This is a genomic window from Nonomuraea sp. NPDC051941, assembly GCF_044593615.1.
Genome location: NZ_JBIUCF010000018.1, coordinates 46,797 through 59,035 on the forward strand (window position 1 = coordinate 46,797; position 12,239 = coordinate 59,035).

The following is a 12,239-nucleotide window of genomic DNA, read 5'->3' on the forward strand; positions in this document are numbered from 1 at the left end:
GGTCAAGGCACGCTCGGGCCTTGACGGCCCTCCCGCTCCCGATTCCCCCATCGCCTGAAGACGACGGTTACCTCGGGAGACTCTGATGGACGACCTCTCGCGCCGCGGCTTCCTCTTCACCGCGACCCTCGCCGTCACCCTCCCCGTCTCCCCCGCCTCCGCCTCAGGCCATCCGGGCGCTGGGTGGTTCGCGCGGCCGCGCCGGGCCGTGCGGCCGATGGTGCGCTGGTGGTGGCCCGACGCCCACGTCGATCCCGCCGAGATCCGGCGGGAGGTGGACGTGCTCGCCGACGCCGGGTTCGGCGGGGCGGAGATCGCGGCGGTGCACCACAGCATCCGCGACAAGTCTGTGCTGGACCCGGCCCGGCACGGCTGGGGCACCCCCGCCTGGAACGCCGCCGTCGAGGCCGCGCTCGACCAGGCGGCCCGGCGCGGCCTGACCATCGACCTCACCATCGGCCCGTCCTGGCCGGCCGCCGTCCCCACGATCACTCCCGAGCATCCGGCCGCGGTCAAAGAGCTGGCGCACGGCTCGGTCGCCGTGGCCGGGGGCGCCACGTACGCGGGCGAGGCGCCGCCGCCCGCCGTCGCCGGGCATCCCGCGCGTACGCTGTTGCTGGTCCAGGCGGCCCGGCTCGATCCCGCGAACTCCACCCGCAAGGAGACCGGCCTCGACCCCGCCTCGGTGGTACGGGTGCCCGTGAACGACGGGCGCGTCGACTGGACGGCGCCCGCCGAGGGCGAGTGGGTGCTGATCGCGTACTGGGAGCGGGGCTCGGGCCAGCGTCCCGAGTCCGGCCCGCATACCGTGCCCGAGGCGTACGTGGTGGACCACTTCAGCCGGGCGGGCACCCGGGCGGTGATCGACTACTGGGAGTCCACGCTGCTCACGCCCGCCGTGCGGAGGCTGCTGAAGCGGGCGGGCGGTGCGCTGTTCGAGGACTCCATCGAGATCGAGAGCGACGCCCTGCCGTGGACGCCGGGGCTGCTCGCGGAGTTCGAGCGGCGGCGGGGGTACTCGCTGGCGCCGTTCCTGCCGGTGGTGGTGCTGGCGGAGGAGGATCCGGTCTTCGCGTACGACGCCGTGCTGACCAGGCATGCCCGCAAGGACTACTGGGACACGGTCTCCGAGCTGTTCAACGAGCACCACTTCGGGATGCTGCGCGACTGGGCGCATTCGATCGGCCTGGAGCTGCGGGCGCAGCCGTACGGGCTGCAGACCGACGCCATCGCCGCCGCGGCCATTCTGGACGTGGCCGAGGGTGAGTCGCTCGGCTTCAAGAACCTCGACGACTACCGCTGCCTGGCCGGGGGCCGGGACCTGGCGGGGCGCGAGGTGTTGTCGTGCGAGGCGGGGGCGTACGCGGGCGGGGCGTACACGACGACCTGGACGAAGCTGCTGCGTACGGTGGGGGGCGCGTACGCGGCGGGGCTCAACCAGACCGTCCTGCACGGTTTCTCCTACGCCACGGCGCCGGGTGCGGCCTGGCCGGGGTTCGCCGCCTTCACCCCCTACTCGGGGACGGTTGGCTACGCCGAGTCGTGGGGTCCGCGCCAGCCCACCTGGCGGCATATCGGCGATATTTCCGGATATTTCGCGAGAATCCACCAGATCATGCGAGAAGGTGCGCCACGTGCTGATGTGGCGGTGCTGCGGCAGACCGGCTACACCAAGACCGGCATCGGCGCGGCCTGGTTCACCGCGAGCGGCGTCCCCACCGGGTGGACCCACCAGTTCATCAGCGCACCCCTGCTCGACCTGCCGTCCGCCCGCGTCTCGGGCCGCCGGCTGGCGCCTTCCGGGCCCGCCTACAAGGCGCTGTTCGTGGAGGGCGACCGCTTCTACGCCTCCGAGTGCACGATGACGGTCGCGGTGGCGCGGCGACTGCTGTCGTACGCGCGGGCCGGGCTGCCCGTCGTACTCCTCGGCGCGTGGCGGTCCGCCTCGGTGCCGGGGGTGGCCGCAGAGGGGGAGAACGAGCGGCTTCGAGCGGTTCTGACCGACCTGCTGGCCGAGCCGTCCGTCCGGCTGATCACGGACCAGGCGGAGGTCCCGGTCGCGCTCGCCACCCTCGGCGTACGTCCCGACATGCGCTACGCCACCGCATCCACCCTCCTCGCAGCCCGCCGGGTGGCCGGCGACGTGGACTACTACTACCTCTGCAACGGCAAGCACACCGAGAACCCGAAGCCACCAGTGGCGCCCATCGACCACGACGTCACGCTGGCGCGCACGGCCCGCGACGGCGTCCCGTACCTCCTGAACCCGTGGACCGGCCGCGCCGAGCGCCTGGCGCTCTACACGGCCGACACCGACGGAATCCGGCTACGGGTGAGGCTACGCCCCGGCGAGTCAACGGTGCTGGCCATCGGCCGCCCCGGCCTCTTCGGGACCGGCCCGGTGCAGGAACCTCACGCCGTGGCCACGGACGCCGACCTGGTGAGGTACGACCTGGGCACACTGGTCGTGCGCGCCTCCCGCGCCGGGACCTACACCACCACGCTCTCCGACGGCCGCACCGTCACCACCGTGATCGGCCCGGTGCCCGAGCCGGTGCCCCTGTCGTCGTGGCGGCTGGAGGTCGAGGACTGGCGTCCGGAGGGCACGACCACGCACCGACTGACCCTTGACCAGCTCACCCCCTGGGCGGACATTCCCGAGCTGACCGACACGTCCGGCATCGGCGTCTACACCACCGATGTGCGACTGGAGGGCGGGGCGTACCTGGATCTCGGCGCGGTGACCGACACCTGCCGCGTACTCGCCGATGGCCATCTCCTGGACCCCGTGAACCAGCTCAACCCGGTCGTGGACCTCGGCCGGGGCGTCCTCACGCTCCAGGTGGAAGTAGCCACACCCCTCGGCAACCGGCTCAGGGTGACGGACCCGACGGTCTACGGCGGCCTGACCCGCCAGCCCTACGGCCTCCTCGGGCCCGCACGGCTTGTCCCGTACGGCGAGGCCCGCCTACGCCTGAACTTCGAACCATGATTATCATACCGACGGCACCATGAGGCCATGAATGCTGCGGCCAGCGAAGCCACGCCCGACTGCGCGGAATCATCTCGGGCCGCGCTCTATATCGCCCACGACGTACCTGGCCCGAAGGTCAGAGGCCATCAGCATGCCGGAGCAACTCGCCGCCGAAATCGATGCACATATCGGCCCTTTGCCGAGCAACTCAGGACCGGACAGGCACCGGCGAGCATGCGCACGATCCGCTCTCGGTTGATGATCGTGCCCGTCACCGAGCAACTGGCCGATCTGACATTCAGCCGAACTCACATCCGCCCTGCCCCCATTTCGCCAGAACGGGCCCCTTTCGCGCCCGAGGCGCCGGCACCCAATCACATCCCGCGGGAGAAACACACCGGATGCCGGGAGAAACAATCACACCCGAGCACGAAGCGATGACCTGCACGAACTCCAAGGGTGTGGCACTGTGCTCACCGTCAGACCTTGCACCCGCGCACTGGTGCGGGATTGCCCTTCCCACCTTCGCAAAGGCAGGAATGCGGTGAACATAGAGGCACAGATCCTCAATTTGATAACGCGTATCCGGGCGCTCGAGGAGAGCATGCAGCCTGGAGACGACAGCTCCAAGACGATCGGCATTGCCCTGGTGCTAGCGGATCTCGCCGACATCCGGGCCGAGATGAGACAAGACCTCGCGGCCCTCGGTGACGAACTCGCCGGTCTTCGCCGCCACATGAACGACTGCTTCGCCGCCATCCGGTCCGAGCTGCTGCACAGACTCGGCGGGCTCCCACCCGAAGTGACCAACTAGCGACCTGGGGGGCCAGCCGATCACGGGACGGCGAACAGCCCCGTCTGAGAGTGCCCTTCGCGCACGGAGCCTCAGGCGGGGCCGTCTTTTGAGACACGCCCTGGGCGGTGACAAGGCAGGCAACTGGGAGCGGTGGAGAACATCCCACTGGCCGAAGCGCGGAAAGAACGCGGCTTGGGACAGAAGGACGTTGCAGCGATCATAGATGTGAGTGTCGCCCGGGTTTCGCAGATCGAGCATGGCGAGGTGGGGGCTCGATGTCATCGCTCGCTATGTCGAGGTACTCGGCGCACGCCTCGACTTGGTCGTCGACTTCGGCGACCGGACCTTGCGATTGCCTGTCACCGATAAGACCCTAGACAGCGTGGCCTGACACCTCTTCGATCACCCATCATCCCACGGAAGGTCTGCCGGGTTCAGGGCGTGGAGGAGGGCTCAGGGGTGCCGTTGGGCCACAGGCAGGTGGAGGTGGAGCCCAGGGTGAGCGCATCACCCTCCGACCAGCCGAGAGTGATGAAGAAGTCGTCCGGGCGGGAGCGCGCGTGGATCTCCAGGCCGTCGTCCGACTCCGTCTCGATGTAGTGCCCCTGGCTCTGCCAGTATGCCTTCACCTGCGCGGCGACCTCATCCAGTTTGTTCTTGGGCAATTCGCGCAGGAAATATGAGCGATTTACCACAATCCGGTCTTCGGAGCCGCCATCAAGAGGATCGAGGCAGAGGCCATCGTTCAGACTAGGTTGGTGCAGCTCCAGCTGAGGCTTGGGATGGATGACACTGACTGTCCCGTCGATGAGCTGCTTGATCCGAGCGAGTGCTTGGGCCTTGGTGATCGTCGGTTTGTCGGCCGAGGCGTTCATCGCTCCTCCTAGAACTCCGCCGGGCGCGCACCCGGCGACGAGGACCGCAGCTGCGGTGATCAACATCACGGAGCGGAACATCTACTCCCCCGACGGAGTGGGTGAGGGCTGCGGGATGGGCGACGGCGGGGACACCGGTTCCTGAGAGGGGTGCAACGGAGATGGCGTCGGCAGCAGCGACGGAGGCGACACCGGCTTCGGCGTCGGGAGCTTCATCACTCGATGGTACTGACCGTTGACAATGAATCCCATGTTCCTCAGCGAGGTCGACTCGGTGTCCCAGTAACCGGAGTGGGTTGCGATGTCGTATCCAGTAAAACCCAGGGCGCCCGAGACCGGCGTCTCATCGACGCGGAAACGCTGGGCGCCGAAGGCGATGTTGCTGGGGTCGGTGCCGAAGGGGCCTGGACCGTTCGGGAGGGTGGGTTGCAGCACGCCCGAGATAGGGTGCCGCCCGCCGCTCAACGGAAAGTGCCCCAGGTCGGCTACCGGGTCCTGCGGCGACTCCCCCACCCACACCTGCCTAACCCCTAGATCGCCGGCCTGCATCGCCATCGTCCCCGGACTGCCCACGAGGATGAGCTGATCGGCGAACGTCCCCTTCCTCGTCTGGGCGGCGATGCCTGTAACCACGCTGCCATAGCTGTGGCCCAGAACGGTGAACCGTAGGGTGCCGGCCGCCTGGTGCGTGGCGTGCAGGCCGTCCAGGAAGCTGGCCAGCGGGCCGGCTCCGGCCTGGGCGAGATGGTGTGAGGCGACGGAGGTGTCCGCCCGGAGGATCCCGGCGTCGAGTTGCGGGGCCGTGTAGCCGAGCCAGAGGATCGAAGCGGTTTTCGTGTGGGGGGCCGAGCGGCTCGCCTGGTCCCAGAGGGTTCCGGCGCGCGCCACGTCGGCGCCGATCCCCTCCAGGGTGCTGCCCGTGCCCGGCACAGAGGTGACCACCGAGTCGGCCTTGTCAGGGTCGCCGAAGGAGATGGCGGCCTTGCCGAGTCCGCCCAGTTCGAGGGCGAGCAGGAGGGCGGGCGGGCGGCCGTTGACCCCGCCCAGGGCCAGGCTCTTGGTGACGGCATCGATCTGCCGCTGCTGCTTCTCCAACTCCTCGATCTCGCGGCGCGTGCTCATCCTCCGCCACGCGTCCGCCATGATGATCCCCTTCGCCAGGGGCTCGTCCAGGGCCCGGAGCTCCGCCAGCCGCTTGGCGATGGCGTCCTCGCGCATGGCGAGGTAGGCGCGGTTCGCGCTGTCGCGGGTGGCGGCGGGCACGCCGTTGAGCGAGCCGACCAGTTGCGGCGCGGCCTCGATGAGCCGCCGTTGGGCGGCCGGGTCGAGCATCTGCCACCAGGCGCTGACCCGGGCGGCGAGGGTGAGGTCCTTGCCGGTGTTCTGGGCCGCCACCATCTTCTCCAGCGCCGAGGTGTCGCCGGCTGCGGCAGCGGAGAGGGCGTCGCCGATGGGGCCCGGGGCGGGGGCGGACCCGCCGAACAGGCCGAAGCCGAGCACGGCCGCGGTGGCCGCCTCTCCGTCGGGGCGCTGCTGGAGCACGGTCAGCCGTCTGCGCAGGTCGACGACCTGTCCGGCGGCCCACGCGCCGACGTTCCCGACCTGCTGGGCGGGCGCGGCGCTGACGCCCGCGGAGCCCAGCGCCGCCGAGAGCAGACCTCCCGCGGCGGGGAGTTCGTGCCCGGCGCGCTCCAGGTCCGCCACCATGCGGGTCATCGCCTCCACGTCCATCCCGGCGTAACCGCCGCGCGCGGACGGGGCGGCGGGAGGCGGGGTGGACAGCGACGGAGCGGGGGCGTGCCCGCCGAGGGCGCGGATGCGGTCGGCGATCTGCGCGGCCGCGGTCTCGAAGGCACGCTGCAGCCGGGTCCGCTGGTCACCCATGGCCTGGCTGAACGGTCCGGCGCCGCCGCCGACCCAGGCGTGCGCCGCCATGTAACGCATGCTGGAGTCGAGCGCGCCGACGTGATCGCCGGCCAGTCGCACCACCCGCGCCAGGGCCTCCTCCAACCCTGCCGTGTCACCTGCCACAACCTCGTACGGTGACACAGTAGCCACCGTACGGAGTCAGGCTATAGCCAGCCGTTATCGGCGGCCATCACTGAGCGGCCGAGCATGATAAGGCGCACTATCGGGCCTATCTCTTCTCCAGAACGCCGCCCCGCTCGTTCACCTGTGGGAACGCTACCGTGCGTCCCCCTCAAGGAGGTTGCGCCACAGGTGCTTCACCTCCGCGTCCGAAGCCAAGGGCTCTCGCTGACCCGGTCGCCCTTGGACGACCTCTCCGTTCGGCGGATATGGCCGAGGCCACCGGCCACGCAGAGCTCGTACACCGTCGGCAGGCATTCGCACGTGTGGCCGCGGACCCTGACGGACTTGCATCTGGCTGTCGGGCCGGACCATTCGATGGCCCCGTGCCCCTCTCTCAGCGGCTTCACGTGCGGGCCGTGAAATTCCTCCATCGTGATGTCGATCTCCAAGGCCGATTGTGATGTCCGGGTGACGGGACGTCGCTCAACGCGGTGGTCTCCCTGAGGGAGTCGGGCAGGGGGTGGGCGACCTGCCGGTTCGGGCAGCAGATCACGCCGATCGTGGCGAACCGGCCACCCTGCGGCCATTCGCCCCACTGCGCGTCCACACCCCGGGACAGCAGGTCGAGGGCCGTCTCCAGCCGGTCCTCAAGGGGCACCCGATCTGGCAGCAGAAGCGCCTCGCGCACTTTCGCGTACTCACCCGCCATCCAGTCCACCGCCTGCTCAGCCTTCTCAAATGTGGCCGCGATGCGTGATGTGGGCTTGGCCGGCTCATCTGTTGCCACGGCGCGCCGCACCGATCCTCGCCTTCTTGGCGACCAGGTGGAGCGGATATCAAGCGATGTTCAGCACCGCTCGCCGGACCGCCACCAGATCGAAACGCCTCGGATCGAACTCCGCGGCGCTGGTCAACCCCGCCCATCGCACCAGGTGCTCGTGCTCCTCATGACGGGGATCGGCCAGAGCGGCCCGGAACTCGCGGTACCCCCACGTCCCGCCACAGTCCTCCGGCGGGCAGGCGCCTTCTCCTGCCACGACCGCCGGATACCGGACGCCCTCCTCGGCCGCCATCGCCCGCTCAATGACGATCTCGTGCTCCCAACTGTCGCCGAAGTCGTACTCCCAGCTGATCCGCATGCCCGCGCCGCCCGCTACCTCGGCCAGGGTCGTCTTAGTCTCGTCCAGCAGGCCGTCGTCCCATTCGAGCGAGGGCCGGCCGTAGCGCCGCTCTCCAATGGTGAAGACGTGCAGGTGATAGTCCTCCCATCCCATGGCCACGGCCAGGATGCGGTGCAGGCGCTCCAGCGAGATCCCGGCTGACACCCGTAGCCGCCGCCACACCACCGGGTCTTCGGTGTCCAGCAGCGTGACCTTGAGTTCGTACACCGGTTCGCCCGGAGCGGCCTCCCCCAGGGTGCGCCGTATCTCCTCCTGGCCGAGCGAGGTCAGCGCGGCTTCCCCGTTCGTCAGCTCGATCGCTCCCAGGTGCGCCAGCGCGCTCAGCATCCGTTCGGTGTCCCGGTCGTTGGATTTCCTGGCGCGTTCTGGCTTCTCGATGAGGAACGGTGCCGACGCCCGTTCCCAGGACAGCTCGTACAGCTCCGTCAGCGGCGCGGACCCGCCGTACAACCGGGTCAGCACGGTACGCACGACGGGCGCGAACTCCTCATGCAATGGCGAGGTCCACCACCCGGCTGGGCACACGGCCTCCGCCAGCCGTGGGAACGCCTCGAACGCCGCCTGCCACAGCGCGGCCGGGCGAGCGAGCGTCGGGGCGGCCTTCTTCACCGGGACCAGCCGTCCTTTGACCACCCTCACCAAGCCGGCGGCCCTGGCCCACAGGAAGACCCTCTGCAACCCGGAGAGCTCGGCGCTGGACGTGGTCTTGAACACTCTCCCACCGATGTCCGGGTCGACCGCGTCACCGGTGTCCAACAGGTCCACCAGGGTCCTGGCGTCGGCCAGGGTGATCTGGCCGGTGGCGGTCAGTTTCCGGCCCGCGCCGACCCACTCGGTGAAAGCGCGCAGTTCCCGCACCACCGGCGAGTCCTCTGCCTCATGCACTCATCCAGCTAACACCAGTGGGACGCTCCTCGTTGCTCGGCGAGGCTCCCTATGCTGGAATCTTTGGACGCGGAACGTGACTCTCGCGCTCAGCCAGGCGGTCCTGCACGGCTCCTCGTAAGCCGAGGCCTGCACCACCGGGGACCCATGAGTCTCGTGAGTCACGGGGGACCTGTATGGGGTGTCCCGGCCCATAAGCTGGGTTCGTGAATGCCGGAGTGAGACGCGAGTGGTGACGCGCAACGACGTGGCGCGGCTGGCGGGCACCTCGCCCGCCGTGGTCAGCTACGTGATCAACAACGGGCCCCGGCCGGTCTCCGCGGCGGCCCGGCAGCGTGTGCTGGACGCCATCAAGCAGCTCGGTTACCGCCCCAACGCGGTGGCCAGATCGCTGCGCTCGCGGCGCTCGTGGACCATCGGGGTGATCGCCTCCGACAGTGCCGGCGGGAAGAGCCCGTTCTTCGGGCAGTTCACCCGGGCCTGCGAGGAGGTGGCCTGGCAGCGGGGATACTCGGTGCTGTTCGGCAACTCCGCCGAGGATCCGGCACGGGCGGAGGGCTATGTCAGGGGGTTCCTGGAGCGGCAGGTCGACGGGCTGGTGCTGATGCGGGTGCCGGTCTCGGCCGATCAGGCCGAGGAGATGCGGGGACGCGTTCCGGTGGTCACCATCGACCACGCGGCGCCGCCGTTCTTCTCCCGGCTCGCGGTGGACGACGAGGAGGGCGGCTATCAGGCCACCCGGCACCTCCTGGAGCACGGCCATCGCCGCATCGGCTTCGTCGGCGGCCCGCTGGACATCACCCCGGTGCGGCTCAGGGCCGCGGGCTGGCGCCGCGCGCTCCAGGAGGCCGAGGCCGCTGCCGGGTCGGAGGCGAGGCTGGTCGAGGAGGGGACGCTTGCCCAGGAGGCGGGGCTCGTCGAGGAGGGCGAGCTTGCCAAGGGGGCGGGGCTGGTCGAGGAGGGGGAGTTGAGTCTGGAGGGTGGCTACGAGGCCGCGCTCCGGTTGCTGTCGTCGCCCTCGCGTCCCACGGCCCTGTTCGCCTCCATCGACGGCCAGGCCATCGGCGCGATGCGGGCCGCCGCCGATCTCGGGCTGCGGGTGCCCGGGGATGTGGCGGTGGTGGGGTTCGACGGGGCGCGGGAGGCGGCGTACACGGTGCCCGGGCTTTCGACGATCAGCCAGCCGATAGACGAGATGGCCCGCCACGCTACGGAGACGCTGGTCGGCGCCATCGAGTCGGAGGGTGTGGAGCCGGTGACCAAGATCTTCTCCGCCACGCTGGTCACCCGCGGCTCCTGCGGCTGCCCCGAGCCTCGCCTGCACCGCTGATCACGCAGCCGTTGATCACGCAGCCGCTGATCACCCGGCCACGCGTGCCGCGGGCAGCGGCTTGTCACGGCTCTTCCAGTGCGTACGCGATCGCCCGGGAGAGCCCGAGCCGCGTGCCGTCCCGGAAGGCCGCCGTGAACGCCTGAGCCCCCAGCTCCCGGCGGGCCCGCTCGGCGCACTCCTGGTGCGATCTCGCCTGGTACCGCATCCGCGCCGGAGAGGCGGCCACCGCCTCCCACAGGACATGGGCGGCTCCCAGCAGCCGGGCGGCCCGCTCGTACCGGCCACGTGCCGCGGCCGTCCAGGCCAGCACCTCCAGGGACTGCGGAAGGCCCCACCGGTCGTTCGCGGCGCCCCAGAACGCGGCCACCTCCCGCATCCTGGCCTCGGTCTGCTGCAAGTCGCCCTGCTCCCAGCGGGCCATGCCGACCGCGTACAGTGCGTACGCGCGGAAGAGCGTAGCGTTACGCCTCTCGCACAACGTCACGAGTTCCTCACTGTACTCGGCGGCCCGGTCCGGGCGCATCGTGGCGGCGAAGAGGCCGGCGACATACAGGGTGACCCCCACCGCGTGGACGTCGCCTCTCGCCCAGTGCCGGGCACGGGCCTCCTCCAGGAGCGCGAGCCCGCCCTCGACATCGCCCTCGGACAACGCCGCCACGCCTGAGAGCTGGACGGCGAACGCGAGCGCCCTCTCGTCCCTCAACTGACGCGCGAGCGCCAGGCACTCCCGCGCGTCGGCCGCCGCCGCATCGCCCTGGTAGTGGGCGAGCAGCCCGTCGGCCCACAGGCCCATCGCCCTGGCGACGCTCGATCGGGGTACGAGCGCGAGGCCGCGCTTCAGCCAGTACCGGCCTTCGCTGAGACCACCGGCGACGAGCCAGTTGGCCCACAGCTCGGCGGCGATCTCCAGACCGGCGGCGGCGGCGCCGGGCCGGCCGAAGCAGAGGTCGAGGGCGACGCGTACGTTGGGCAGCTCCGGCTCCAGCCTCCGCATGCGATCGATCTGGCCCGGCTCCACCCGGTCCACGCGCACCTGCTCGACCAGTTGGCGATAGTGCTCGATGTACCGCTCGCGCAGCGCCTCCGCGTGCGCGGGGGGCAGCTGTTCGCGGCCGTACGCGCGGATGGTCTCCAGCATGCGGTGGCGGGCCCCGGCGCCGTGCGGCTCCGCGACGCCCAGGATGGACTTGTCCACCAGCCCCATCATCAGATCCAGCACGTCCTCGCGGGCCAGGCCCTGCCCGGGGCAGACCGCTTCGGCGGTCTCCACGTCCACTCCCCCCGGGAACATCGACAGCCGTTCCCACAACCGCCGCTCGCCGGCTGAGCACAGCCCGAAGCTCCACTCCATGGTCGCCCGCAGGGTCTGGTGGCGTGCCAGCCTGCCGGGCCCGGCCTCGGCCAGCGCGTCCAGGCGCTCGTCGAGCTCGTTCACGAGGTCTTCCACGGAGGTCGTCCGCAGCCGCACCGCCGCCAGCTCGATGGCCAGCGGGATCCCGTCCAGGCGCCGGGCCAGCCGGGCGACGGCCCGGGCGTTGGCCGCGTCGACGTGGAAGCCCGGCCGGATCGTCGCCGCCCGCTCCGTGAAGAGGCGCACGGCGTCGCGCCGGGCGATGTCGCGGGTACGGTCGCCGGGCCGCGGGATCGGCAGGGACGGCACCGGCAGGACCCGCTCGCCGTACACTCCGAGCGACTGCCGGCTGGTGGCCAGGATCTGCAGCCGCGAGGTGCCGTACAGCAGATGCTCCACCAGCCGGGCGCACGCGCCGAGCAGATGCTCGCAGTTGTCCAGCACCAGCAGCAGCTGTTTGTCCCCCAGGTGCTCGATCAGCTGGGCCTCGAGGTCCGGCGTGCGGTCGTGGATGCCCAAGGAGGCGGCCACGGCGGGGGCCAGCAGGTCCTCGTCGTCGATGGTGGCCAGCTCCACCAGCCGGACGCCCTCCCGGTACCTCCGGGGCAGGATCTCGCTGACGCGGCGCGCCAGCCGGGTCTTGCCAACCCCGCCCACGCCGGTCAGGGTCAGCAGGCGGGTCTTGGCCAGGAGCCGCCTGACCTGGGCGATCTCGTGCCGTCGTCCGACGAAGCCGGAGGCCTCGGCCTGCCGCCGGTCCGCCGCCGGCTCCTCGGCGTCCGGAGGGCTCCAGATCGTGTCTTTCACGGACAT

General features: G+C 70.5%; 9 protein-coding genes. 4 read left to right on the top strand and 5 right to left on the bottom strand.

Going from position 1 to position 12,239, the window contains the following annotated elements; genetic code table 11:
- The first annotated feature begins 85 nt into the window (after positions 1 to 85).
- The 3 genes from ACIHFD_RS28750 to ACIHFD_RS28760 all read left to right on the top strand — a co-directional run bounded on the left by ACIHFD_RS28750 (position 86) and on the right by ACIHFD_RS28760 (position 4,139).
- On the top strand, positions 86 to 2,992 hold the full coding sequence (locus ACIHFD_RS28750) for a glycosyl hydrolase (RefSeq protein ID WP_397369502.1): 2,907 nt from the start codon (positions 86 to 88) through the stop codon (positions 2,990 to 2,992).
- Between the two features lie 526 nt (positions 2,993 to 3,518).
- Complete coding sequence (locus ACIHFD_RS28755; RefSeq protein WP_397369503.1) at positions 3,519 to 3,788, top strand: hypothetical protein; 270 nt, start codon at positions 3,519 to 3,521, stop codon at positions 3,786 to 3,788.
- Between the two features lie 132 nt (positions 3,789 to 3,920).
- Positions 3,921 to 4,139 (top strand): helix-turn-helix domain-containing protein, encoded by a 219-nt coding sequence (locus ACIHFD_RS28760; protein ID WP_397369504.1) that lies wholly within the window; start codon positions 3,921 to 3,923, stop codon positions 4,137 to 4,139.
- A 65-nt stretch (positions 4,140 to 4,204) separates the two neighbouring features.
- Here ACIHFD_RS28760 and ACIHFD_RS28765 read toward each other — a convergent pair whose 3' ends face one another.
- From ACIHFD_RS28765 to ACIHFD_RS28780, 4 genes are all read right to left on the bottom strand, one after another.
- Complete coding sequence (locus ACIHFD_RS28765; RefSeq protein ID WP_397369505.1) at positions 4,205 to 4,645, bottom strand: hypothetical protein; 441 nt, start codon at positions 4,643 to 4,645, stop codon at positions 4,205 to 4,207.
- Positions 4,646 to 4,726: 81 nt separating this feature from the next.
- Positions 4,727 to 6,676 (bottom strand): alpha/beta hydrolase, encoded by a 1,950-nt coding sequence (locus ACIHFD_RS28770; RefSeq protein WP_397369506.1) that lies wholly within the window; start codon positions 6,674 to 6,676, stop codon positions 4,727 to 4,729.
- Between the two features lie 403 nt (positions 6,677 to 7,079).
- Entirely contained in the window at positions 7,080 to 7,463 is a 384-nt protein-coding gene (locus ACIHFD_RS28775) for a hypothetical protein (RefSeq protein WP_397369507.1), read from the bottom strand.
- 49 nt (positions 7,464 to 7,512) lie between these two features.
- The gene (locus ACIHFD_RS28780; RefSeq protein WP_397369508.1) at positions 7,513 to 8,742 is read right to left on the bottom strand and encodes a plasmid pRiA4b ORF-3 family protein; all 1,230 of its coding nucleotides are present in this window, start codon (positions 8,740 to 8,742) and stop codon (positions 7,513 to 7,515) included.
- Positions 8,743 to 8,974: 232 nt separating this feature from the next.
- Between ACIHFD_RS28780 and ACIHFD_RS28785 the strand changes: the two genes are divergently transcribed.
- Positions 8,975 to 10,072 (top strand): LacI family DNA-binding transcriptional regulator, encoded by a 1,098-nt coding sequence (locus ACIHFD_RS28785; RefSeq protein WP_397369509.1) that lies wholly within the window; start codon positions 8,975 to 8,977, stop codon positions 10,070 to 10,072.
- Positions 10,073 to 10,136: 64 nt separating this feature from the next.
- On the opposite strand, the gene ACIHFD_RS28790 is transcribed toward ACIHFD_RS28785, so the two are convergent.
- Positions 10,137 to 12,239, bottom strand: a complete 2,103-nt coding sequence (locus tag ACIHFD_RS28790) for an ATP-binding protein (protein WP_397369510.1) — start codon at positions 12,237 to 12,239, stop codon at positions 10,137 to 10,139.